This is a genomic window from Staphylococcus saccharolyticus (assembly GCF_900458815.1).
GTDB classification, from domain to species: domain Bacteria; phylum Bacillota; class Bacilli; order Staphylococcales; family Staphylococcaceae; genus Staphylococcus; species Staphylococcus saccharolyticus.
Map to the genome: position 1 here is coordinate 2089681 of NZ_UHDZ01000001.1, position 24821 is coordinate 2114501.

18 protein-coding genes, 11 pseudogenes and 1 riboswitch are annotated in these 24821 nt (G+C 32.5%); of the genes and pseudogenes, 13 read left to right on the forward strand and 16 right to left on the reverse strand.

The genetic code is table 11. The annotated features are described in order from the left end of the window. Positions 1-41 precede the first annotated feature (41 nt). Positions 42-873: pseudogene (gene thiD, locus DYE57_RS10250) on the forward strand (bifunctional hydroxymethylpyrimidine kinase/phosphomethylpyrimidine kinase). 324 nt (positions 874-1197) lie between these two features. Next, positions 1198-1366: pseudogene (gene vraX / locus DYE57_RS11895) on the forward strand (C1q-binding complement inhibitor VraX). Positions 1367-1676: 310 nt separating this feature from the next. Here vraX and DYE57_RS10255 read toward each other — a convergent pair. The 9 genes and pseudogenes from DYE57_RS10255 to nagB form a co-directional block, all read right to left on the reverse strand. Then, positions 1677-3089, reverse strand: a complete 1413-nt coding sequence (locus DYE57_RS10255; protein WP_115313930.1) for an MFS transporter — start codon at positions 3087-3089, stop codon at positions 1677-1679. Positions 3090-3625: 536 nt separating this feature from the next. Beyond that, on the reverse strand, positions 3626-3853 hold the full coding sequence (locus DYE57_RS12490; protein ID WP_238394167.1) for a hypothetical protein: 228 nt from the start codon (positions 3851-3853) through the stop codon (positions 3626-3628). After that, a pseudogene (locus DYE57_RS10265) lies at positions 3828-4938 on the reverse strand (acetyl-CoA C-acyltransferase). Before DYE57_RS10265 ends, DYE57_RS12490 begins: the two are co-directional and overlap by 26 nt. Before the next feature lie 2 nt (positions 4939-4940). Next, a pseudogene (locus DYE57_RS10270) lies at positions 4941-6307 on the reverse strand (AMP-binding protein). Between the two features lie 101 nt (positions 6308-6408). Continuing rightward, on the reverse strand, positions 6409-6669 hold the full coding sequence (locus DYE57_RS12495) for an HAD family hydrolase (protein WP_254426213.1): 261 nt from the start codon (positions 6667-6669) through the stop codon (positions 6409-6411). Between the two features lie 94 nt (positions 6670-6763). Beyond that, positions 6764-7045, reverse strand: coding sequence for an HAD family hydrolase (locus DYE57_RS12500; RefSeq protein ID WP_254426214.1), 282 nt, complete (start codon positions 7043-7045; stop codon positions 6764-6766). Between the two features lie 131 nt (positions 7046-7176). Continuing rightward, positions 7177-7724 (reverse strand): annotated as a pseudogene (gene hxlB / locus DYE57_RS10280) (6-phospho-3-hexuloisomerase). A gap of 1 nt (position 7725) precedes the next feature. Beyond that, positions 7726-8358: a 3-hexulose-6-phosphate synthase gene (gene hxlA, locus DYE57_RS10285; protein WP_115313931.1), complete on the reverse strand. Its 633-nt coding sequence runs from the start codon at positions 8356-8358 to the stop codon at positions 7726-7728. A 105-nt stretch (positions 8359-8463) separates the two neighbouring features. Beyond that, the gene (gene nagB, locus DYE57_RS10290; protein ID WP_115313932.1) at positions 8464-9195 is read right to left on the reverse strand and encodes a glucosamine-6-phosphate deaminase; all 732 of its coding nucleotides are present in this window, start codon (positions 9193-9195) and stop codon (positions 8464-8466) included. 293 nt (positions 9196-9488) lie between these two features. Between nagB and DYE57_RS10295 the strand changes: the two genes are divergently transcribed. The 6 genes and pseudogenes from DYE57_RS10295 to DYE57_RS10320 all read left to right on the forward strand — a co-directional run bounded on the left by DYE57_RS10295 (position 9489) and on the right by DYE57_RS10320 (position 13606). Next, a complete protein-coding gene (locus DYE57_RS10295; RefSeq protein WP_185802527.1) occupies positions 9489-9851 on the forward strand; it encodes a YojF family protein in 363 nt (120 codons plus the stop codon). A gap of 20 nt (positions 9852-9871) precedes the next feature. Continuing rightward, a complete protein-coding gene (gene bshB2 / locus DYE57_RS10300) occupies positions 9872-10537 on the forward strand; it encodes a bacillithiol biosynthesis deacetylase BshB2 (protein WP_115313934.1) in 666 nt (221 codons plus the stop codon). Between the two features lie 13 nt (positions 10538-10550). Next, the gene (gene folE2 / locus DYE57_RS10305; protein WP_115313935.1) at positions 10551-11429 is read left to right on the forward strand and encodes a GTP cyclohydrolase FolE2; all 879 of its coding nucleotides are present in this window, start codon (positions 10551-10553) and stop codon (positions 11427-11429) included. A gap of 205 nt (positions 11430-11634) precedes the next feature. Beyond that, positions 11635-11954 (forward strand): annotated as a pseudogene (locus DYE57_RS10310) (ArsR/SmtB family transcription factor). Next, positions 11951-13237: pseudogene (locus DYE57_RS10315) on the forward strand (arsenic transporter). The pseudogenes DYE57_RS10310 and DYE57_RS10315 overlap by 4 nt, the downstream one beginning before the upstream one ends. A 15-nt stretch (positions 13238-13252) precedes the next feature. Then, a pseudogene (locus tag DYE57_RS10320) lies at positions 13253-13606 on the forward strand (arsenate reductase/protein-tyrosine-phosphatase family protein). A gap of 214 nt (positions 13607-13820) precedes the next feature. Here DYE57_RS10320 and DYE57_RS12505 read toward each other — a convergent pair. Together DYE57_RS12505 and DYE57_RS12510 are read right to left on the reverse strand one after the other, a co-directional pair. Next, a complete protein-coding gene (locus DYE57_RS12505) occupies positions 13821-14363 on the reverse strand; it encodes an MFS transporter (protein ID WP_238394808.1) in 543 nt (180 codons plus the stop codon). Beyond that, entirely contained in the window at positions 14326-15075 is a 750-nt protein-coding gene (locus DYE57_RS12510) for an MFS transporter (protein ID WP_238994475.1), read from the reverse strand. The genes DYE57_RS12505 and DYE57_RS12510 overlap by 38 nt, the downstream gene beginning before the upstream one ends. A gap of 285 nt (positions 15076-15360) precedes the next feature. Between DYE57_RS12510 and DYE57_RS10330 the strand changes: the two genes are divergently transcribed. Then, positions 15361-16863: a glycosyltransferase family 4 protein gene (locus DYE57_RS10330; protein WP_115313936.1), complete on the forward strand. Its 1503-nt coding sequence runs from the start codon at positions 15361-15363 to the stop codon at positions 16861-16863. Positions 16864-16961: 98 nt separating this feature from the next. On the opposite strand, the gene DYE57_RS10335 is transcribed toward DYE57_RS10330, so the two are convergent. The 3 genes from DYE57_RS10335 to tadA all read right to left on the reverse strand — a co-directional run bounded on the left by DYE57_RS10335 (position 16962) and on the right by tadA (position 19144). Then, complete coding sequence (locus DYE57_RS10335) at positions 16962-17528, reverse strand: NADPH-dependent FMN reductase (protein ID WP_115313937.1); 567 nt, start codon at positions 17526-17528, stop codon at positions 16962-16964. Positions 17529-17544: 16 nt separating this feature from the next. Next, positions 17545-18420: an HAD family hydrolase gene (locus tag DYE57_RS10340; protein ID WP_115313938.1), complete on the reverse strand. Its 876-nt coding sequence runs from the start codon at positions 18418-18420 to the stop codon at positions 17545-17547. A 217-nt stretch (positions 18421-18637) separates the two neighbouring features. Next, positions 18638-19144, reverse strand: coding sequence for a tRNA adenosine(34) deaminase TadA (gene tadA, locus DYE57_RS10345; protein WP_115313939.1), 507 nt, complete (start codon positions 19142-19144; stop codon positions 18638-18640). A 64-nt stretch (positions 19145-19208) separates the two neighbouring features. On the opposite strand from tadA, the gene DYE57_RS10350 reads away from it, so the two are divergent. From DYE57_RS10350 to DYE57_RS10365, 4 genes and pseudogenes are all read left to right on the forward strand, one after another. Next, positions 19209-19817: a deoxynucleoside kinase gene (locus DYE57_RS10350; RefSeq protein WP_115313940.1), complete on the forward strand. Its 609-nt coding sequence runs from the start codon at positions 19209-19211 to the stop codon at positions 19815-19817. A 2-nt stretch (positions 19818-19819) separates the two neighbouring features. After that, complete coding sequence (locus DYE57_RS10355; RefSeq protein WP_115313941.1) at positions 19820-20482, forward strand: deoxynucleoside kinase; 663 nt, start codon at positions 19820-19822, stop codon at positions 20480-20482. 139 nt (positions 20483-20621) lie between these two features. Then, a riboswitch (TPP riboswitch) is annotated at positions 20622-20720 on the forward strand. Positions 20721-20949: 229 nt separating this feature from the next. Continuing rightward, positions 20950-21574: pseudogene (locus DYE57_RS10360) on the forward strand (SDR family oxidoreductase); the annotation flags it as partial. A gap of 55 nt (positions 21575-21629) precedes the next feature. Beyond that, positions 21630-21842: pseudogene (locus DYE57_RS10365) on the forward strand (LLM class flavin-dependent oxidoreductase); the annotation flags it as partial. Between the two features lie 201 nt (positions 21843-22043). On the opposite strand, the gene DYE57_RS10370 reads toward DYE57_RS10365, so the two are convergent. Both DYE57_RS10370 and DYE57_RS10375 read right to left on the reverse strand, forming a co-directional pair. Continuing rightward, positions 22044-22739: an HAD family hydrolase gene (locus DYE57_RS10370; RefSeq protein WP_115313942.1), complete on the reverse strand. Its 696-nt coding sequence runs from the start codon at positions 22737-22739 to the stop codon at positions 22044-22046. 385 nt (positions 22740-23124) lie between these two features. After that, a pseudogene (locus DYE57_RS10375) lies at positions 23125-24803 on the reverse strand (CDP-glycerol glycerophosphotransferase family protein). Positions 24804-24821: the final 18 nt, after the last annotated feature.

Consider the following 24821-nt stretch of genomic DNA (forward strand, 5'->3'; position numbering starts at 1 on the left):
ATGATGATGAGTATATTAGAAATTAATGGGAGTGAAGAATGATGGCATTAAAAAAAGTACTAACTATTGCAGGTTCTGATACTAGTGCCGGTGCGGGTATGCAAGCAGATCTTAAAACCTTTCAAGAATTAGATACCTATGGAATGGTCGCATTAACATCCATTGTGACTATGGATAAAGAAACATTGGTCACACGATGTCACACCTTTAGATATGAATGTCTTTGAAAAACAACTTAAAACTGCAATTTCAATTGGCCCAGATGCGATTAAAACTGGTATGTTAGGAACTCAAGAAATTATTAAGTGTGCCCAAGAAGCGTATGAAGCATCTGGTGCAGACTATTTCGTAGTCGATCCAGTAATGGTATGTAAAGGTGAAGATGAAGTACTTAATCCGGGAAATACTGACGCAATGATTAAATATCTATTACCTAAAGCTACAGTTGTCACTCCAAACTTGTTTGAAGCTGGACAACTTTCCGGTTTAGGAAAATTATCATCCATTGAAGATATGAAAAAAGCAGCTCAAATCATTTACGACAAAGGCACACCACATGTCATTATTAAAGGTGGTAAAGCTTTAGATCAAGATAAATCTTATGACTTATATTATGATGGCAATCATTTTTATCAATTAACTACAGATATATTTCAACAAAGTTATAATCATGGTGCAGGATGTACGTTTGCTGCAGCAACAACTGCTTATTTAGCAAATGGCAAAACCCCTAAAGAAGCAGTAATAGCTGCAAAAGCTTTTGTAGCATCAGCAATAAAAAATGGTTGGAAAATGAACGACTTTGTTGGTCCCGTTGATCATAGCGCTTATAACCGCATCGAACACATCGACGTTGACGTTACTGAAGTATAAAGAGATGGAAGTGGGGACAAAATTAGTTGTCCCAGCTACATTCTTCTATAAAAACTTGCGCTTTTATAATCATTCAACTAAAGAATAAGAATCCTAGACCTCTATCGCATGATAGAGGTCTATTTATTTTATACACACTTTACAATTTAAAAAAACTGTTTAACATTTTATTCCTTAAAAGCCTCCTCTCAATCTCTACACATAAAGTCTTAGAAGAACGTCCGATAATCGTCGTATTTAAAGTTGATACTATAGCCCCATGTTTTTTATGATTTTTTCGTTTACTATGTTTAGTGTAGAGAGATAAAGGAGGTCATAGACAACATGATTATCTACAAACAAAATATAGAAAATGGAACACCCATTTATGAAATCATAACTAAAACTTTCAAGACTATTACAGTTAAATGTGATGAAACCTTCAGCAAATATGAAATCTATAAATTGCTCTCTACTAGAAAATGACGTTGATAAAATGCAACTGAGTTATTAGTTCAGTTAGCGTCATTATTACACCTAGACAATGCATAAAAGTCTAATTGAGAATTTGAGAATCAGAACTGGTATTCTATCTGATTGCCTGACATAATGAGTTTTTAAAGTTTTTTGTCTCCTAACTCTTAAAGCTTTAAAAGCCATTCAATCATCCCTAAAAAACACTCACCTTAATATGAAAAACGCTAATGTTAACCAAACATAGTATCCGTTTGAAGCTCGGAGAGAACCTTTGAGCATTGTTAACATTAGCGTTTTTATATGTTATTAAATAATGATTAATCGTTTCATTGCTTACTCATTCATTTTTAGAAATTTTCTTTTTCTTGTCTTTCTTTAATCCACCATAATGCTTTTTTAGGATGTTCTTCATAATATTTTCTATCTTTTTCATTATCAACATTAGGATAAGAACCTTTGAGCGACTTGCCTGAGGTACTTGCATGAAGGAGTGTAATAACTAAAAAACCTATAATACTAATTGCAGTTAAATAGTATGCTGGCGTTAAAATATTACCTGTTGACTCTACTAACCAAGAAGCAACCAAAGGTGTAGTACCGCCAAATAACGAAACAGATATGTTAAACGTTACAGATAAAGTACGGTATCTAATATGAGTATAGAACATTGTAGGTAATGATCCAGGCATAGTTGCTTCATATGTTGATAAGAAGAAACCTAAAATAAAGACACCAATAATAATCAAAGGTAGTGATTTCGTACTTAATAAACTATATGCAACGATACTTAAAAGTGTAAGTCCACCTGCGCCAAATAAGAACACTTTTTTCTCACCAATTTTATCAGCTAGCTTACCAAACATAAGTGCAAGTGGTATCATTACTGTCATGACACATGTAATTAATACACTTGTTGTCGTTCCATCTAATTTTACAATTTGACCAAGGTAAGTTGGTAAATAAGCCGTTACAGAATAATTGGTAACGTTAAAGATGACTACTGCTATGAAACAAACAATAATATCTTTATAGTAATAACGGATAATAGTAAAGAATCCTATATTATCTCTCTGAGGTGTAGTGGCAACATCATTTTCATAAACTGGTGACTCTTCAAGTTTACGTCGTAAATAAAGTCCAAATAATCCAAGGAATAGTCCTAAAATAAATGGAATTCTCCAACCCCATGCTTGCATTTGATCATGAGTAAGGAAAAAACTTAATAAAGCAATCATAATTGAAGCTGTGATATAGCCAGAAAGTGTACCAATTTCAAGTCCACTACCTAGACTATTACGTCTATTATCTGGTGATGATTCAGCAACATATGTCATCGCTCCAGCATATTCACCACCAGTAGAAAATCCTTGTAATACCCTAGCTAACAATAACAACACTGGCGCCCAAATTCCTATCGTATCATAGTTGGGTAGTAAGCCAATCGTAAGTGTCGATAATGCCATTAGAATAATTGTTGTTGTTAATACAACTTTACGTCCATATTTATCACCGATAATACCAAAAACGATACCACCAATAGGTCTTAATAAGAACGCGATAGCTAAAGCTGCAAAGGTAAATATCTGTTGTATTTGTGGATTATCTACTGGAGAGAAGAAATTCGCTCCTATGTATGCTGTTGTATACGCATAAACACCAAAGTCAAACCATTCCATGGCGTTACCGATACCGGTAGCTACAACGGTTTTTTTCGCTTTTTTACCGTCTACCATGTTAATTTGATTTTTATCAAAATTCATGTTCATAACACTCCCTTGTGATATGTTACATAATTATACGACGTTAATTAAACTTGTCAAATTAATTCATATTAATTTAATTTATAAAATTCAAGTTTATTCATTTTACAGAAATTTAAACTCAACTTTTGAAATTGCTTACATTAATAAAAATATAGGGAGTTAAAAAGTATTATTTATAATTTTTTATCTATATTTTTGTTATAACTAATTTTACCCCTTCTATCTCTTCTGAAACTATAATTTGGTCTTCTTACTTAAATGAAAAATATAAATTATCAGCTATACCAACAGGTTTGAGATATTTAATGTTATACTATGACCAATGTACATTTAATTCACCAAATACGATTTCACAAATTAATTGACCCGGAACTATATCATAGTGAAGCGGATTCAAATCATTTGCTAATGATAAATGTTTGATCTATATTTATGCATGTATTTTCATCTTTATTTATTTCTAAACGATAGGTATATTTAACTATATTTCTAACTGTCTTTTTTGAAAGTTGGCTTAAGGTCGCCTGATAAATCTAGTTAGTTGCTAATTTATGAATTTCCTTTATTTGTGTCTCTACCAATACAATTGTATTATTTATAAAAGAATTATAAATTTTAAACTCTGGCCATAACTTTGCACACATCAATGTAGGTACATTGCCTGTAAATTCTAAATTAAATAACTCACAAGAATTTTGTACCTCGTCATTAGTAAAACGTATTGTTCTACCCTCTTTACAATCTTTCAAATAAAGCAGCATTTCCCATACCTCCGCCAATAACCCATCGTAGCAATTGTTCTGAAATGTTCTGTCATATAAAATAATCTTGTAACAAGTGCTGCACCGCTAGCTCCATAAGGATGACCGGTCGCAATAGCGCCATCCCATCGATTTAAACAATCTATAGGAATCTTTAATTCTTGCTGACATGCTATGACCTGTTAACTAAATGCTTCATTTAATTCTATGGAATCAATATCAGAGATCGTTAAATTTTCTTTATCTAACAGCTGATTGATAGCTGGAACGGGACCAATTCCTAAATATTTAGGTTGCACCCCAACATTACTACTATTAATAAACTTTAAGCCTTCATAAAATCCTAAATTTTGTTCAATAATTAAAAGTAACACTGCGCCATCATTTTTCATACAACAATTTCCAATAGTTACAGTTCCCTTTGTCAAAAGTGGTTTGAATCGCTTGAGTTTATCAATAGTAAGATTCGGCTTTATACTTTCGTCTTGTCTAAATAACTCACCCTTAACTTTAACCGGTAAAATTTCCTGGGTAATATTACCATTTAGAGACAATCGATGACTGCGGTAGGCAAAGTTATCTTGCATCTTCCTAGAGATTTTGTATTTAGTTGCAACATTTTCATCTGCTTCAATCATTGAAGGATCTTGTCCTTTTGGAGCAAAAGGGGCACGTTCAAAAAAGTGTGGAAATTCTGTTTCATAGACATTTTGAGGTCGTTTAACCTTCCAAGGTGCTCTACTTACAATCTCAACACCCCCTACAACATAAATAGTCCCTGCTTGACTTTGTATCATTCTACAAGCTTGTATTACAGCTTCAAGACCTGAGCCACATTGACGATCAATCGTTACACCTGGAATTGTTTCATCTAGGCCTGCTTCAAGTAATGATTTTCTAGCTAAATTCCCTCCATTTCCAACTGCATTACCTAGTATAACGTCATCCACTTGTGACATTGCATTAGGATATTTCTCTTGAAAATATTTAAACAAAGGCGTTAGTAATTGTGCTGGTTCTATATGACGACCACCATATTTTCCAAAGGCTGTACGTTTTGCAGCAACAATAACAGCTTGTTTCATAATTATAACTTCCTATTCAAAAATTTATTTTTCATTAAACCTCGAGCAATTTTTCCAGATTCTGTGTAAATCATTTGCTCTATTTTTTTAAATTTAGACAGCACTTCATATCTTGAAAGATGTTGAATTAAATATCTTTTCACCATAAAATAATCCAATTCTTTATCTCCTGTGTATAAAAGTACTGCTATTTCTCCAAATTTGTGATGCGGTTCTCCAATGACAATTGCCTCTTTTACACCTTCAATATTCATGATTAATCTTTCAATCTCACTAGGATATACATTGACGTCACCAACAATTATTCGGTCACTCTTCCTTCTCACTAAAAATAAATTTCTGCGTTGTATATAAGCATAACCTCCTGTTTCTATCCAACCTTCAGTATCATATTCACTATTTACATATCCACTAAATGTCATATTACTTCTTACCGATAATAAACCAATTCCATTTGGATGACTATCTAACAAACGAATATCTACATTTGAAAATAATTTACCCACTGATTGAATTGGTACCGTTTGGTTAAAGTTGTAACTAATAAAACTCGCTTCTGAAGTACCAAAGAATTCAATTAGATCTGTATTAGGATATAGAGCTGTGACCTTTTGAAATTGATCTTGTGATAACTTTGCACCACTACTAAAAATACTTTTTATTGAATGAGCATAACCTTTTTGAACAATGAATTGATGTAACATCGTAGGTACTACAAATAAGGAAGTAGTTATTCCTATTTCATTAATTAAATTAATGAGAAGATTCACATTAAATACTTTTTGTCCTATAAATGTGCGACCGGTAAACAGTGCATATATACATGCATATAAAGATAGAGAATGCGATAAAGGTCCTAGTGCGATAAACACCTCTGTTTCATGTTTCAGTAGCTTTTCGTTTTCTTCGTAAGAAACGAAACAATCCAAGATTGTTCATTTCTATAATAAGCCTTGGGTAAACCAGTTGTACCTGAAGTAAAGCCTATATGCAACATTTGATCTTTCACTAGATTTCTACTTTGCTTTCTGCCATGTTGCGTAAACAGAATTTGATTATGGTGAATCATTCAATGTATGCCATATCTTGATATTAGTTCATTAATCGTTGCACTACTCCACTCGTGGTTGAAGAAACACGGTATTCCACCTTGCTGATGAATTGCAAAGTAATCAATGATATTATTGATAGGATGATTTTGTAACAATCCAACTTTTTCGTTTAATTGTATGTGAGAATATCGCTCACCTGCATGATTTATCTCTTGAATTAATTCACTATAAGTCAATCTTTGGTCCTCAAAAACTAATGTCAAGTGTTGAGGATATTGCTCGCCATATAAATATAATTTTTTTATTATTTCTACCATTACCATATGTATACTTTATCTATCGATATGTTTACATTATACTTGCTTCATTTCATTAAAAAAACCTTAACTTCTATATGAGAAATTAAGGTGGATTAAAACTATAAAATCGTTATAAGTTCTTCGGATTCATTCACTACATAATGAGGATTCTCTTGCAACAATTCATGAGCAGATTGTACTCCCCAAGTAACCACACATGATTTAACATTAGATTTATTCGTGCTTTGCACGTCATATGACGTGTCTCCAATATAAACTGTTCTACCAAGATTTAAATGATTATTTTGGATTAAATTCTGAATTGTCTCATGATAAGATTTAAGCTCTTCTTGTTCATGTAATCCTAATGCATCACTCATAAAACGCCCGAATCTAAATATCTTGTTATCACAGCTATTTTTTATTAGATACTACAAATAACTTTTTCTTTTTATTATGTAATAGTTGCAGTGTTTAACTTATCCCTGAATATTCTTTTAAATAATGAATTTCATATTCACTATAATAAATGTGATATGTATGAACTAATTGCTTTAATTCTTGTTCTGTTAATTCTTGATTAGCAACGATTTTAAAACTCTCATCTAAACTTACATCCAATGCTTCCAAGATTTTATCTACTGATGGTTCTTCTAACTTTAATTTCTTAAAAGCTTGTTGTGTTGCATACACATGGCACGATGTCGTATCTGCTAAAGTCCCATCAAAATCAAAAATATAGTTGTCAAAATTCATGATGTTCACCTCTTAACACGTAATTGTATTATAAATATACACTATAAAGAGTAAAATTGCATTACATAACAAAAAAGCCAGTAACTCCACTCCGAAATAAGTGAAATCACTGACTCTTCCCTATCGAATCGTTACTCTAAATTTGCATGGTTCCGTTGCATAGTTTCCTCATTAATATGGAATGCATCCATTAACGGCAGTACCACACTATCTAAGAAAATAAGCGATGCTTGCTCAAACAAGCTACCTAGAGGCTGTTTTGATCCTTCTACATCATGTTTTGTCCCTGCAGGTAGCTTAACAATCATTTCTGCTATTTTTCCAATAGCTGAATCTGCATTAGTAGTTAATAATACAACTTTAGCCCCCACCGTTTGTGCTTTCTCAGCTAACAATCTTAAGTGTTCTGTAGATCCAGAACCAGAAATAATAATAAATAAATCATGTTCTTTAATTGATGGTGTCGTTGATTCACCAACAACATATGCATTTTTGCTTAATTGGTTTAAACGCATCGCAAAACTATTCGCAACAAATCCGAACGTCCTTTACCCGCTGTAAAAATACGATTTGCACCAACAACATCATTAATAAAATGTTCATATTCTCTGTCATTAACAAGTGAGAGCGTATGATTTAACTCATCAAGAATAAGTCGATAATTATTGAATTCAGTCATCTTATCTACCTTCTATTGCAACACGACATTGTTTTGCAGCTTCAACTGGGTTGTCAGCATTTGCGATGCCTCCACCAACAATCACTAAATCAGGATTTTCTGCAACAATATCTTTGATAGTATCTGGTTTAATACCACCAGCAACTGCAACTTTAGAGTTTTTAATTACCGATTTAACAGTACGTAAACTATCTAATGGTGATTGTCCTTCCGCTTGAAGGTCATAACCTGTATGCACTGCAATGTAGTCAGCACCCATTTCATCTAATTCTTTTGCATGTTGTTCTAGATTTTTAACAGCAATCATATCCACTAATAATTCTTTACCATGTTTATGTGCTTCTTCAACTGCAGCTTTGATTGATGTATCTTCAGCTACCCCTAAAATTGTAACTACATCAGCACCAAATTTAACTGCTTGACTTACTTCATAATCTGCTGCATCCATAATTTTTAGGTCAGCTAATACTTTAGCATTATTTATATTCTCATTTAAGTGTTGAACTGATGACAATCCTTCATTGATAACGATAGGTGTCCCAATCTCAACAATATCTACATATTCTTCAACTTGTTGCGCTAATTTTACTGCTTCTTCTTTATTTAGCAAGTCAATGGCTAATTGTAATTCCAATGAATGTCATCCTTTCATTTTAAGTGTTCCTCTTATATGAAAGTGCTTACCCGACATATCTTTTATTAAACTAAACGAAAAAAAGAATGATATTATAAAGCAATTTTATAAATGATCTGGGGCAGCTTCATCATCTACATATACTTCTACATTGGGATGTGCATGTAAGATTGTAGCAGGTACATTTCGTGTCACTTGCTGATCTAGAAGTTTACTCATTGCATCTTTTTTCTTTTCGCCAAATGCAAGTAAAATAATTCTTTTCGCTTTTAAAATACTGGCAAGGCCCATAGAAACTGCCTGCTTAGGTACATCTTCTTTATGATCAAAATAACGACTATTTGCACGAATCGTACTTTCAGTCAAATCAACAATATGCGTTTCACTATGTAAATCAGTTCCAGGCTCATTGAAGCCAATATGCCCGTTTTCTCCAATACCTAAAATTTGAATATCAACGGGACCTTTATCGTTTAAAAGTTGATTATAGCGCTCCGCTTCATCTTCTAATTGTTCGGTATAACCATTAGGAATATGCGTATTATCTTTTTTAAAATGAGGGTACTGTTTAAATAACACATCATTCATGTAATAGTGATAACTTTGAGGATGACTAGGTTTTAAACCTATATATTCATCTAAGTTAAACGTTTCAACATGTGAAACATCAAGCTTGTTCTTTTCCAATAAATCTACTAAATAGTAGTACAAATCTGTCATGGTGCCACCTGTTGCTAACCCTAATTTACTATTTGGCTCTTGATGCATTTGTTTATATAATTCACACGCCACATAAAATGACGCAAGTTTCTTTGAACCCAAATTAATCATTTTCACTTTGAACACCTCTATATATAAATTCCCATCACTTACACCCTTCGAACTCCACTCCTATTATATACTCTTCACGTTATCATTTAACAAAATATAATTCATTTTTTAAAGAAATTTAACATGTTAACTACAGTCTATTCGTATTACTAAATAAAATTTTCCTAATTAAATCAAGCATTCGTGTACAAATATACATTGCTTTCTAGTAAAATAGATAGATAAACGAGTTTGCTGGTAAATGATATATTTTATCGGTAGTCCGTAATCAACACCTGGTTTAGTTTAAGGGAGTGAACGTGTTGGAACCGATTAAAGAACAAGAAGTACTTGATTTACTAACTTCATACGCAAATAAGCCCGTCTACCTCCACGTTGAAACAACAAATGGTGCTTATGCCAATCATTTTGATCAACAAGTGTTTAACGCCGGAACATTTTTAAGGAATATTTTAGTCACATATGAACATGCACAACTTAAAGGTGGCGAGAAAGATCCCTATCGCGTTGGACTCAAATTACGTGATGGTGGCTGGGTTTACGTCCAAGGTCTCACACATTATGAGACTAATGATGACAATGAATTTCTCATTGCTGGATTTAATTATGAGGGACAACTGGCGGCTACAATAGAAATGAGCGATAAGCCATTTTCAATATAAATAAAGGAGGTTTATAAGTCATGACAGATGAAAGACACGTACTTGTAATATTTCCGCACCCAGATGATGAAACTTTCTCATCTGCTGGAACACTTGCAAGTTATATCGATAAAGGCATACCTGTTACTTATGCTTGCTTAACTTTAGGACAAATGGGTCGTAACTTAGGTAATCCTCCTTTTGCTACTCGAGAGTCTCTACCTCATATTCGTGAGCGTGAGCTTGAAGAAGCTTGTAAAGCAATAGGTATTACTGATTTAAGAAAAATGAGATTAAGAGATAAAACTGTTGAATTTGAGCCATATGACCAAATGGATGCTATGGTTAAACATCTTATTGAAGATACAAATCCATCATTAATCATTTCATTTTATCCAAAGTTTGCAGTACATCCTGATCATGAAGCGACTGCTAATGTTGTGGTTCGAACGGTGAAACGCATGAAATCTTCAGAACGCCCTCGACTGACGCTAGTCGCATTTAGTAATGATGCGCCAGATATTCTTGGAGAACCAGATATTCAGAATGACATTTCACAATATAGTGATATAAAACTAAAAGCTTTTGAAGCACATGCATCTCAAACAGGACCTTTTTTAAGGCAACTTGCAAGTCCTGAAATCAATGGACAAGCACAGAGCTTTTTAAAAGTTGAGCCATTTTGGACGTATCACTTCGAATCTTAAATGGAGGTAAAACATGACAGAATTTGATTTATCCACTAGAGAGGGTCGTTGGAAGCACTTTGGTTCTGTAGACCCTGTTAAAGGTACGAAACCTACGGCTAAAAACAAAATGACCGATTTACAGAGTTCACATAAAAATTTCCTATTTAAAATAGAAGAAGTAGGAATTAAAAATTTAACTTATCCTGTGTTGATTGACCAATATCAAACTGCAGGTTTATTTAGCTTTTCAACGAGTTTAAATAAAGATGAAAAAGGTATTAACATGAGCCGTATATTAGAAAGTGTAGAGAAGCACTACGACAATGGTATTGAATTAGAGTTTAATACACTGTACCAATTATTACGCACACTACAAGAAAAAATGAATCAACACGCAGCAGGTGTTGACGTTTCAAGCAAGTGGTTTTTTGATCGCTTTAGCCCTGTCACTAACATTAAAGCAGTAGGTAATGCGAGTGTCACGTATGGTTTAGCTATTGATGGTCATAACGTAACTCGCAAAGAATTAACAGTTGAAGCTGCTGTGACAACGCTGTGCCCTTGTTCTAAAGAAATCAGTGAATACTCGGCACATAATCAACGAGGAATCGTCACAGTTAAAACTTATTTAGTCAAAAATAATGATGTGGTTGATGATTATAAAGATAAAATTTTAGATGCAATGGAAGCTAATGCTAGCTCTGTTCTATACCCAATCTTAAAACGCCCTGATGAAAAACGTGTAACAGAACGTGCTTATGAAAATCCTCGATTTGTGGAAGATTTAATTCGTTTGATTGCTGCAGATTTGGTTGAATTTGATTGGATTGAAGGCTTTGACATTGAATGTCGTAATGAAGAATCTATCCATCAACACGATGCTTTTGCACGTTTAAAGTATAGAAAATAAGTCTAAGTATCTTTTTACTTTGCAATTAATGATATATTCAAGTATCAAATCATTTAAAACAATGATGAATATAAACTAGCTCTGCAAGTAAGTCTTGAAGATTGAAGGCTAAACTTGCAGAGTTTTTTGTTTATTGAGAATTTAGCGGAATATAGACACTTATCTATATAGGTGTTAATCTATGTAATTATTACGGAGGCACATAATGTCATATCAAGAAACATCGGTATTATTAAAAGTCATCGCCCATCCTAGTAGATTAGAAATATTAGATTTACTCTCTTGTGGAGACCTTTGTGCATGTGATTTACTTAAATACTTTCAATTTTCACAACTTACTTTAAGACATCATATGAAACTTCTTATAAATCACAAAATAATATCTGCTAATAAAATGGGTAATAAACAAATATATATCAACTTAACCTTACATTATTTAAGCAACTTAACGAGCATTTAACTTCAATTTATACATCTAACGAGCAATGTATATGTCAAACTATTAGCAAAGGTGACTGTCAATGACAACAATATTTGCAATGATTATATTTCTCATAACACTACTCTTTGTCATCTGGAACCCTAAAGGCCTAGATATTGGTATCTCTGCTTTAGTTGGAGCTATTATTGTAATTATAACGGTGTAGTAAGTTTTTCAGATGTATTAGAGGTAACAGGTATTGTTTGGAATGCGACAATTACCTTTGTAGCTATAATCCTCATATCATTAATCCTCGATAAAATCGGTTTCTTCGAGTGGTCAGCGATACACATGGTTAAGGCATCAAAAGGTAGTGGCTTAAAAATGTTTATATTTATCATGCTATTAGGTTCAATTGTTGCAGCATTCTTTGCCAATGATGGTGCAGCATTAATTTTGACACCTATCGTTTTAGCAATGGTTCGTAACTTACAGTTTGATAAAAAACATATTTTTCCGTTTTTTATAGCCTGTGGATCTATTGCTGATTCAACCTCGTTACCACTAGTTATTAGTAATTTAGTTAATATCGTATCCGCAGATTACTTTAATATTAATTTTGTTGAATACTTAGGTCGAATGATAATTCCTAATTTGTTTTCTCTGGTAACCAGTATTATAGTTTTATGGTTTTATTTCAAAAAATCCATGCCACAAACTTTTGACATCTCAAATTTACCAAGCCCTAAAAATGCCATTAATGACCAAAAATTATTTAAATTATCATGGACAGTCTTAGGCTTACTACTTGTGGGATACTTGATTAGTGAGGTTATTCATATACCAGTATCATTCGTCGCTGGTATCATCGCTATTATTTTTATATTATTGGCTCGTCAATCAGCCGCAGTTCATACGAAACAAGTCATTAAAGGCGACCTTGGAATATCGTTATATTTTCAATCAGCATGTATCTTATCGTATTTGGATTAAAAAATGTAGGTGTTACGTCGATCTTAGTAGCTACTGAATTATCAACTATAGCTAATCATGGACTTTTCAGCAGTGTCATGGGAATATATCAGCCTTTCTTTCAGCAATCATGAACAACATGCCAACTGTCTTAATTGATGAGATTGCAATTGGACAACCACATATTGTTGGTTCTCTAAAAGAAGGTATGATTTACGCTAATGTGATTGGTGCAGATTTAGGTCCTAAAATAACCCCCATTGGTTCTTTAGCTACTTTATTATGGTTGCATGTTTTAACACAAAAAGATGTCAAAATCTCATGGGGGAGATATTTCAAAACTGGTATCGTAATAACTATCCCTGTATTATTCTTCACATTACTAGGATTATACCTAACACTCACCATCTTTTAAAAGTAGGTGTTTAAAATGAACAAAGAGACCATTTATTTTATATGAGCAGGGAATTCTTGTCGTAGTCAAATGGCTGAAGGCCGGACAAATTTGATACTCAGTGCGCGTTGGAACATATATTCCGGAGGTATTGAAACGCATGGTGTTAATCCTAAAGCAATTCAAGCTATGAAAGAAGTCGCCATTGATATCTCAAATTATACCTCTGATTTTACAGATGAGAAAATTTTACAGCAAACCGATTTAGTAGTAACACTTTGTAGCGATGCGGATGAAAAATGCCCTACACTTCCTCCTCATATTATTAGAGAACATTGGGCCTTTGATGACCCCGCAGGTAAAGATTGCTCAGAATTCCAATATGTATGAGATGAAATCAAAACACCTATTGAAGCATTTGATGAGAGAAGATATGACAATTAAAGATTTTAATATAAATTTTGATTGATGACTATACAAAAGTAGTCTGTAAATAAGAGTTGCCTCACAATGAGCGAAGCAACTCTTATTTTTCAATTTAAATTAATTGCTACATGTATATTTCATTAAAATTTTTTAAAAGTCGATATAAAAAGAAGTAACGTTAGTGATGTCCCATATCCTTTTCACCTGGTTTAACAAAGCACATAGCGATAATGCTAATGAGTGAAGCCACAACGGCTGAGATGAACATCGTTGAATAACCATGCCATGCAACAAGGAATCCTGTTAGTGTGGGTGCAATAACGGTAGCGGTATTCACAAAAAAGTAAGTCATCCCTCCATATGTACCTGTTTTATTTGGCGCTGTATCAATTATAACTGCCCAATAGACAGCATTGGGTAAGAAAATAAATGCATTACCAACCATCATCAATACCATAACTGCAACGATGCTATATGTAAATGGAATAATCAAGAAACATACAGCTGCACATATCATTCCTGCTATAGCAAAGTATGCACGCGCAATGCGCAAACTTCCAGTCTTCTGACGTAACCAATCTAAAATTTGTCCACCAAAGTAAGCCATAAAACATGCGCCAATCCAAGGCATCATACCTAGATACCATAGAAAGTGTATTTCAAAGTGATACTCATCTTGTAAATTATTTAGGTGTCCAAGTGAGTATAAGGAAATTAACATACTGAAAGCCAAAATAACCAACCATGTTTCCTACAAGTGTTGGACTTTTAAAAAAGTGATGCCACTTTTCATGACCCTTTTCCGTTTCAATTGTTTTTTCAACATTTAAACTGGCTTCTGTTGATCGAATTTCTCTTAATTCCTCTTCAGACACTTTCTTATTATCTTCTGGGTAATCTGTAAAAACTTTTGCCCATATAACGACCCATACTAAGCCAATGATACCTAGTAAGACGAAAAGTATACGCCAACTTGCAATGGTCAAGAATCCTGAGACAATGGGAGCTGTAATCAATGCACCCAGTGAGTGGTACACCAATGAGACCCAATCCGGAAAGTAAGCCACGTTCCTTTGGTGCAGCCCAGTTTGTATTTTTTTACTAATGGTTGAAAATATAGGTCCTTCAGATATACCAAAGAGTACTCTGAGAAAAGCAAAACCTGCAAGCGCTGATCCCCCAAATACTGCCATTCCTAATTCTCCAGCAAATGCCATGGCAATTTCAGCTAAAGACCATGCTGTTCCTGCAACAATCCATACAAATTTAGGTCCCTTCTTATCTGCCGTAATACCGCCAATTAAAGAACCAAACATGTAACCATATCCAAAGTAGCCTAAAATTGATCCCCATGCAATGGTATCAAATCCAAATTCTTTAATAATATCTTCTTGAGCATATGAAATTGCACCACGATCAATATAGTTAGCCATAGTCATAATGACTATCATCGTGATGATAAAATATCGATATCATTTCATAGTTACCCCCACCCCTTTGTTTAGAAAAACATCTCTACTAGCTAAGTTTATCATAGTTTCATTTGAAAGCGATATCATTATTTTAAATTTTCTGAATGTTAATAGTTTAAAATTCTTGATAATCGATAGTTAAAATAATTATTTTGAATGTATCTATATTACTTTTATTAATATATTAAGTTTTTGTTATGTTACAATATTTGTAAATTAAAATTAACTATAATTAAGAGGTAACTTATGTTCTATTTTGTAGGTAATAATATCGGTCATAAATTAGCTGGCATTGAAAAAGCTATTATTAATCGCTTAAGTCTGTTTAAAGAATACGGTTATTATGCAAAGATTGTGCTATTATCATGGAATCGCTATTTAACTGATACATCTTCTAAATATATTAGCAGTGAAGATTATATCAATATGTATGATTACTTCCAAGAAGCATGCCATGTGACATCTGTTTATAGTAAAAACTGGCTTCATTATTGGGAAAAAGAATGTGGATATATAATCAAACCAGTAAGTGAGTCAAATGATGTGCGAATATACGATCATCAACAATTTATTATGTACGCACATTTTGCAGATGAAACGTATAAAAAACTCGATTATATCAATTATTTTGATACGTCAAGAAGAAAAGTAAAAAGAGAACTGTACGACACGCGTGGTTTTTTGAGTTGTGTCAGAATACCATCGACAGACCAAAAAATTCAAGCTGAATATTACTTTTCTCCTCAAGGGAACGTCAAAATTGAAAAATATTATGATATTAATTCAAATAATCCTAATGTGGCAAAAAAAATTATGTTGAATGATTTAGGTAGAACTTTGTTTTTCAATAATGATAATGAATTAGGTGCATTTTTTATAGAAAAGATATATAAAAATGGCGATATCTTTTTTAGTGACCGTAATCTTCATACATCCCATGTGTTTAATTTGACATCAACTGATATTCCAGTCATCGCAGTGCTACACAGTACACATATCAAAGATATCAATGATTTAGAACATTCTTCTTTTAAAAATGTTTATAAGGGTGTATTCGAACATTTAAATCGCTATAAAGCAATTGTGGTATCTACGATACAACAACAATTAGATGTAAGTGCAAGAATTAATAATTCAATTCCTGTTGTTGCTATACCAGTTGGTTTTACTTCCGTTGATACGCAATCTTCTACAAATAATGATGTTGCTATTCCACCTAGAAAATTAATTTCTGTAGCAAGATACTCTCCTGAAAAGCAATTAACACAGCAAATCGACTTAATCCATCAGTTAAAAGAAGACTTTCCAAGCATAGAGTTACATATGTATGGGTTTGGTAAAGAAGAGCGGCACTTGAGAGAGCGTATTAAACAACTAGAATTAGAAGAGCATGTATTTTTAAGAGGATTTTTAAATGATTTAACAAATGAATATCATGACGCATATATGAATTTAATTACAAGTAATATGGAAGGTTTTTCACTAGCATTATTAGAATGTGAGTCACATGGTCTCCCTACTATCAGTTACGATATTAAATACGGCCCAGGCGAACTGATAGAAAATGGTGTAAATGGTTACTTAGTAGAAAAGAATAATGAAGAAGAACTGTATGAAAAAGTTAAACATTTATTGAATCATCCAGGAATACGAAGTGATTTCTCTAATAATTGTTATGTTGCTGTTGAGGCCTATTTTAAGCAAAATGTGATAAAGAAATGGGAATACTTTCTTAAAAGTATTAAATAGATTTTAATATAATAAAATTTCCTCTAAACAAAAAATAAATACTTAACCCTTAGTGAACCACTGCTAGCCTTCACTAAGGGTCAGTTTTCAATTTACATTTATTTTAAATGTTCATAAGGACTATTATTCACAAATGATACAATTTGATCTACAAATAATTTAGCACGCAGTTGGAATTCATTATCTTCTAAATATAATGTCCCATCATCGAGTTTAGCGTAATCTGAATCATATGTCGCAATTTGAGTAGGTACAGCAATACCTAGCAAACTACGTACGATGACTCTTAAATGAGATAATGGTTCAGAGCTTACGATTCCACCACTATTACCAATTAATCCTACAGGTTTCATTTTGAAATAATCCATATTTAAATGGTCTAATGCATTTTTAAGAATTCCTGAGTAAGAACCATGATAATTTGGTGTTCCTAAAATTAAGAAATCCGATTCCATCGCTTTTTCTTGAAGATCTTTAACATTATTCTTAATCTCATCAACTGCTTGAGTTGTACCTGAAAAGTCTAACTGATAAATAGGCGTTTCAGCCAAATCAAAAATTTCCACATCAACTTGATGTGCACCTAATTGACCTTTTAAATATTTTGCTAAAGCATTTGTGTGAGACCCTACTTGGGCACTCCCAACAATAATTAATCCTTTCATTTTTGACACCTCTTAATTAAGTTATATCATTTTCGCTCTTTAAAAATTTCATTACGGCTTTCCCAACACCACTATTTTCATTAGAATCAGTCATATACTTAGCTATAGTTTTAACTTCTTGAGTCGCATTATCCATTGCTACAGGATATCCCACTCTTTCTAGCATAGAAATATCATTTAGGTTATCACCTAATGCCATCACATGTTTTAAATCAACACCAAGTTGTTTCGCAATTGTTGATAATGCAATCCCTTTTTGAGCATCGGAATGAGTGATTTCTAAATTACCTCTTGAAGAGGAAGAAACTGCAAGGTTAGGCGATAACGCTAATTCTTGACCTACTTGATCTATTTTACCTAAATCTGAATCAAACGCTAACACCTTCATAATTAATTCGCCTGGAATATCTTCAATATTGTCATAATTATCAACGACTTTTAAAGTACCGTTGTCGATACGTTTTTGTATGCTATTTTTAATTTTTGTAACATCTGCTTTTTGACCAGCACGTTCAGCGATATCTATATAAATAGCTAAATCACGCTTAGGGTCTTCAGTGTAAATCCCTCTGTTGGTATAAATTTGATAGTATATATCTTTATCTTTTAAAGTCGTCGTAACTTTTTTAACCAACGAGTGGTTAAGATGTGACGTACTCATAATATTAAATGACTCATCACGTACTTCAGCCCCATTTAAACATATGTAAGGTACCTTTAAATCAGTTTCTGCAATGGGCGTATTAGCTTCATAAAATGCTCTACCAGTTGCGATGACCACTGTAATACCGTGTTCTTGAGCAAATTTAATGGCTTCCTGATTTGTTGAAGAAATTTCGTGTGCTGCGTTAAGTAATGTTCCATCCATATCTGTTGCAATTAGCTTTATCATTCGTTGACCTCGTTTCTGATTGATTGTAAGACAAATATTTTAATACCACTTACGTATGCATCTTTTTATTATTTTAGACAAAAGTACTTAGATATAAAGCGTAATTTAATTAATATATTGGGTACACCCTGCCTTTGATTGATATCAATATATCTTTTATGTTTCAATATTTCTGTAATGTATGGTGATATTTTCTTCTCTCATTTGCTGTACATCATCATTCTAACAAATTTGCATCGTTTTGTATCTTCACTTGTTTCAAAGCTTTTTTCTGTTCACGAATTTGTTTAAAAAAACTTTGAAGTAGCTGGCTACATTCCTTTTCCAAAACCCCCGATTCAACACTAGATCGATGATTAAACTGAGGTTGCTCAAGTAAATTCATCAAACTTCCAGAACATCCACCTTTAGGATCAGTAGCACCGTAGACGACTCTTGGAATACGACTCATTACAATAGCTCCCGCACACATCACGCATGGTTCTAATGTGACATATAAAGTACAATCCTCTAATCTCCAGCTTCCAACGATTTCTGATGCCCGTTCAATTACTATATGTTCTGCATGAGCAGTCGGTTGTTGTAATGTTTCTCTTAAATTGTGAGCGCGAGCAATCACTTGGTGATCTTTAACGATAATAGCTCCAATAGGCACTTCGCCAATAGTCATTGCTTTGTGCGCTTCTTTAATTGCTAAACGCATATAATCCTTATCATTTCTCATATGTCGGAATACCTCACTTATGGTACAATACTCATTGTCTATCTTAACATTTGGAGAAGTGATTATGAATAAACCTTTTATTGCTATTGAAGGACCTATAGGTGTTGGAAAATCTTCACTTGCCAATCGTTTAAGCCACTCACTAGGCTTTTATGAAGAAAAAGAAATTGTAGATGAGAATCCTTTTTTATCTGATTTTTACGATGATATTGAAAAGTGGAGTTTCCAGACAGAAATGTTCTTTTTATGTAACAGATATAAACAAATTAGAGATATTGAAGAATTACGCCAAGGTGTAGTTAGTGATTATCATATTCATAAAAATAAAATATTTGCTAAAAATACCTTAAATGCCTCAGAATTTGATAAATTTAGTCGCATTTTTGACATTTTAACTGAAGACTTAGAAATGCCTAACATAATTATCTTTTTAGATGCCGATTTAGAGGTATTAAAATCAAGAATTGCTAAACGTAATCGTAGTTTTGAATCGCACATCGAAGATGATTACTTATTAACTTTAAAAAAAGATTATCAAGCGTACTATGAATCGTTAAAAAATGAAGGTGCAAATATCGTACTTATTGATACGACAAACGTAGATTTTGTTGAAAATGAAGACGATTATCAAGATATTTTAAATATAGTAAAACCAATGATTGGAGCTCGTTAAAGATGAATAATTATAGCATCCCCCAAAATGCAATCATTACAATCGCTGGTACAGTGGGCATAGGTAAATCGACGCTAACACAAGCACTGGCTGATAAATTAAATTTTAAAACTTCATTTGAAAACGTGGATCATAACCCTTATTTAGATAAATTTTATCACGATTTTGAACGTTGGAGTTTCCATCTTCAAATCTATTTTCTTGCCAAACGCTTTAAAGAACAAAAGCGCATGTTTGAATATGGTGGCGGTTTTGTACAAGATCGCTCAATTTATGAAGATGTTGATATTTTCGCGAAAATGCATGAAGAACAAGGTACCATGAGTAAAGAAGATTATCATACATACGCAGAATTATTCGATGCCATGGTAATGACACCATATTTCCCCAAACCAGATGTGCTTATTTATCTAGAGTGTGATTATGATGAGGTGATTGATCGTATCAAACAACGCGGTCGTGATATGGAGATTAATACTAATCCTGGATATTGGAAAAAGCTATTTAAACGTTATGAAAATTGGATAAATAACTTTAATGCTTGTCCTGTAGTTCGCGTGAATATTAATGAATACGATATTCATAAAGATTTAGATTCTCTAAATCCTATTATTGAAAAAATTGCACGTATTATTAAAATTTATCGTGAAGTTGATAATAGATAATAAAAATAATTCCACGGAAAATCGAGCAACTTCAATTTTCCTCGGAAAATTTTTACAGGATGTTTCTTTTACTATTGAAAAATGTATAGAGCTTCTTAATCGTATTGACATTATTTTTCAAAACACATATGTTTATAATATATAGCACTAGGGGTGTTTAAGAACTGAGATAGATTTATCCAAACCCTTTGAACCTGAACTAGTTAACACTAGCGGAGGAAAGTGTGAAATATAATCTTACTATTAATCTGTCTTCATATATTAATTACTAAGATGCACAACTTTTCTCTAGAGTGTTGTGCATTTTTTCTTAATTAAAGTTTAACTTGGGCGCTTATAAAAATGATAAAAACTGCAATTATTACAGGAAGTAGTCGTGATCTTGGAGCTCAAATCGCGACAACTTTACTGGAAAAAATTACAATGTCGTAGTCAATTACAAACAAAATAAAGACAAAGCAGAACGTTTAATCGCAAATTATGATGAAAATAAAGTCATTGCTATTCAAGCTGATGTTACAAATCGTACTGAAGTAGATCAAATGATACAACAAGCCACAGAGCATTTTGGTCAAATTGATATTGTCATTAATAATGCATTAGTTAATTTTAAATTTGATCCAACACAACAGAAAGCATTTAAGGATTTAACTTGGGAAGATTATGAGCAACAACTTAATGGTACTTTAAAAGGTGCATTCAATGTTACACAAAGTGTTATTTCTCAATTCATTGCACAACAAAGTGGTTGTATCATAAGTATTGGAACTAATCTGTATCAAAACCCTGTCGTTCCTTATCATGGTATACAACTGCAAAAGCAGGACTTATCGGTTTCACTCGTAATATTGCAGCCGAACTTAGTCAATTCGGAATTACAGCAAATGTTGTTTCAGGTAGTCTATTAAAGACTACGGATGCTAGTGCTGTTACTACTCCTGAAGTATTTGAATTAATCGCTCAAACAACTCCTCTTAAAAGGTTACAACACCTCAAGATGTTGCGAATATGGTTGTATATCTTGCATCAGATGAAGCCCGCGGTGTAACAGGTCAAAATATTACTGTTGATGGTGGCTTAACGATGAATTAATTGTATAATTTTAGTTTACGCATTTTTAAAAGAAATTAATAAATGAGGTGCTCATATGAAAAACAAATGTCAAATGAACATAGGTGTTTTACTTTACGGGTGTGGTCATCATCAATCTGCATGGCGTATGGAGGATTCTTATATCGAAGACATTGGTAACGTCTCTTATTACCAGCATTTAGCTCATATAGCTGAAAAAGGACTCTTAGATATAGTGTTTTTTGCAGATAATCAAGCTTTTAATGCTAGTGATAATGCTACTTTACCATACAGTCTTGAAGATTTTGTAGAACATGTTATACCATACAACATCGTGGATTATTTAGAGATGCATATCAGTCGTCTACATTGCGTGAGTTGCTTGGCTTTAAATCTTTAAATTCCTCATTTAAAGTACATTAAAAACAAGACGTGGAAGTTTGAATAAATCCAAAAAAGTCCCACGTCGTTCTTACTTTCATAAAACACTTTATTTTTCATATTGTTCTAGCACTTTTTTTATATCTTTAGCGCTATCAATAATCACATCTGCTTCATACAGTTCTTCTCTCTTTGCTACACCTGTCAGTACACCGATGCCTAATCCTAATTTAGCATTTATAGCTGTTTTCATATCATTAGGAGTATCACCTATAATTGCAACTTGATTTGGTAAAACATCATAAGCATTAAATAGTGGATCTAACACTTTCGGATGAGGTTTTTCTTCTGCATGTGTTTCAGTAGAAATAACGAGATCAAAAAGGTGTCTTGTGTTCGTTTCTTCAAGAAAATGATCAACACCTTTTTTTGTATCACTAGTAACGATACCAATACGGTAACCTTCATTCCGAAGTTCTTGAATTGTATCTTGAACACCTTCAATCCACTTATTATCAGGCTCTCTTGTATCCACAAGTTCTTGACTCGTATCCCTAGTCCAATCTGATGTATCTTGACCAGTGACATCATCGAAAGATTTAATCACTTCAGCTAATGAACCAGAACCCATAATAGAGTCAGGTACTACTTTATCATCAATAATCCCAAGCTGACGATGCGCAGCTTCCTTATCATGCACTGGAAACGTATCTAAAAGTTTATCAACGAGACGAACGCCTATTTTTTCCCAGCTACTATCAAATTCTATCAATGTTCCATCTTTATCAAATAATATCCATTCCATTTTAAGTCTCTCCTGAAAAGATTCTTTATGTTAATTATAATTACATAAATTATTGTATTATAGGTTTCATAACAATTGTAGGAAACTGAATCTCGCTTAAATATAAAAGATGAAAAGTAATCCAAAAGCGAAAGCTAGCGTATTTGTTTAAGTACTTTTCTTTTTAGTTTATCTAACACTATACTAGCATTTATTTAAGGTGAGTTAGTATAATGTTGTAGCCTAATAATCTAATGTTTATTAAAAATGAGGTAGTTTAGACATTCTTTAAAGACATATGGTTTAACCTTAACTGATTTAGCTTCTTATGTGGAATTTAATATCTCGTCATTAAATTACCTATTGTTATAAGTAGTATGTATAGGTGGTTTTTGAAAATAATTGTCTATTGGATAAAATTTTTGAATAAATCTTTAACTAATCGTTCACTTGATTTACCGTCTTGATATTTGAAATTTTTATTTAAAAATGACGTTACCTTTTCTAATTCATAGTCATTATTTTCTAGCGCTATAATAAGTTCATCAAAAGTTTTAACTATTTTTTCTGGAACAAAGGTTTCGTATGGTTCATAAAAATCTCTCGTATAAATATAATCTTCCAAATCAAAAGCATAAAATAACATTGGCTTTTTAAAAACAGAATATTCATAGATTAATGATGAATATTCGGAAATTAAAATATCTGTAATGAAAAATACATCATTTACTTCGCGAAAATTTGAAATATCTAAAAAATATTTACTATAGCTAGCTGGAATGTGCAATTTATTCCTAACAAAAGGATGCATTTTAAATAAAACAATTGCTTGATGTTCTTCACAATAACGTGCTAATTTCGAAAAGTTAATTTTAAAGAAATGATAGTGAGCTGTACGATGTCCATTCCCTCTAAAAGTAGGTGCAAAAAGAATGACTTTCTTATTTTTTATAATTGGCAACTTTGCTTCCAAAGATTGTTTAACGTTATTCTTGTATGATTCATCAAATAAAATATCCGTACGCGGAACCCCTGTCGGAAAAACTTTATGCTCTTCAATTCCAAAGGCTTCAGCATAATAAACAATATCGCTATTAGAAAAAACATAAGCTTTGCTATAATTTCTATGACTAATGGCGTCGATGAAAGGTCCCCCTTTTTTCCCTGTTCTGCTAAACCCTACAGTCTTGAATGCACCAACAGCATGCCATACTTGAACAATTTCTTGATTTGCTCTAAATGAGAGTTTATAAATCATGGGATGGTAATCATCAAATAAAATATATTTTGATTTTCCTAGAAGATATGGAAATTTTATTTTATCAAGTAATGATCTTCTATCTGCCACATTAGGTTTAAAAATAGAATGTATAATCAGCTTTTTGTCCAATTGTTTTTTAAGCATTTCTTCATATATGAACTTAAAATTCCCTGACATATTTGCTTTAGAATCTGAAGTAAACAACACATAATTTTTATTATTTTTATGTATTGTTTTGGAAATGTTAAATATTGATAAATATATTTTATCTCTTACATTGAAACTGATTTTCCTTGAAAATTTATGTAGAGTACATAATGTTCGCATAAATTTACTACTTGTCTTCATTTCAGATTTATATTGAATTTTAAAAATAAACTCATTAATTTCTTGAGAAATAGCCGGAACGATTTCGTAGGATTTTAGTTCTTTAGTGTTATATCTATGAAAACTTTTACCGTGCTTTTCTAATAAGTAACTTTGTTGTAACGACTTTGTTTCGAGTGAGTTATACTCCTTTAATTCCTCTAAAGTCAATTGTTTTTTTATTTTATTTAAAACTTCTGGATTAATTTGACAGACATTTTCATTATCTTGTTGATTGATTAATACATCTTACCAGTACTTAAAAAATTACCTTTTTCTAGAATTGCGATATTAAATCTTGCTACAAAAGTCGTTTCTTATATATTTACATGATTGGCATTTAATAACTTGGTTTCTGTTAAATTTCTAAGAAGAAAATTTCCTGTAGGCTTAATACCTTCAAAATGTCCTTTGACAAAGAGCTGGATGCGTTCCCAATAAATATTATCTATAAAAATGTTTTGTCATCGTTGTTT

Coding starts and splice junctions, on each gene's coding strand:
- DYE57_RS12510 (WP_238994475.1), bottom strand. CDS start 15,075: ATGGCTAACTATATTGATCGTGGTGCAATTTCATATGCTCAAGAAGAT.
- DYE57_RS10350 (WP_115313940.1), top strand. CDS start 19,209: ATGAATAAACCTTTTATTGCTATTGAAGGACCTATAGGTGTTGGAAAA.
- DYE57_RS10330 (WP_115313936.1), top strand. CDS start 15,361: ATGTTCTATTTTGTAGGTAATAATATCGGTCATAAATTAGCTGGCATT.
- DYE57_RS12490 (WP_238394167.1), bottom strand. CDS start 3,853: ATGCTGCTTTATTTGAAAGATTGTAAAGAGGGTAGAACAATACGTTTT.
- DYE57_RS10340 (WP_115313938.1), bottom strand. CDS start 18,420: ATGATAAAGCTAATTGCAACAGATATGGATGGAACATTACTTAACGCA.
- DYE57_RS12495 (WP_254426213.1), bottom strand. CDS start 6,669: ATGAGTGATGCATTAGGATTACATGAACAAGAAGAGCTTAAATCTTAT.
- folE2 (WP_115313935.1), top strand. CDS start 10,551: ATGACAGAATTTGATTTATCCACTAGAGAGGGTCGTTGGAAGCACTTT.
- DYE57_RS10335 (WP_115313937.1), bottom strand. CDS start 17,528: ATGAAAGGATTAATTATTGTTGGGAGTGCCCAAGTAGGGTCTCACACA.
- DYE57_RS12500 (WP_254426214.1), bottom strand. CDS start 7,045: ATGAATTTTGACAACTATATTTTTGATTTTGATGGGACTTTAGCAGAT.
- tadA (WP_115313939.1), bottom strand. CDS start 19,144: ATGAGAAATGATAAGGATTATATGCGTTTAGCAATTAAAGAAGCGCAC.
- DYE57_RS12505 (WP_238394808.1), bottom strand. CDS start 14,363: ATGTTAATTTCCTTATACTCACTTGGACACCTAAATAATTTACAAGAT.
- DYE57_RS10370 (WP_115313942.1), bottom strand. CDS start 22,739: ATGGAATGGATATTATTTGATAAAGATGGAACATTGATAGAATTTGAT.
- DYE57_RS10255 (WP_115313930.1), bottom strand. CDS start 3,089: ATGAATTTTGATAAAAATCAAATTAACATGGTAGACGGTAAAAAAGCG.
- bshB2 (WP_115313934.1), top strand. CDS start 9,872: ATGACAGATGAAAGACACGTACTTGTAATATTTCCGCACCCAGATGAT.
- DYE57_RS10355 (WP_115313941.1), top strand. CDS start 19,820: ATGAATAATTATAGCATCCCCCAAAATGCAATCATTACAATCGCTGGT.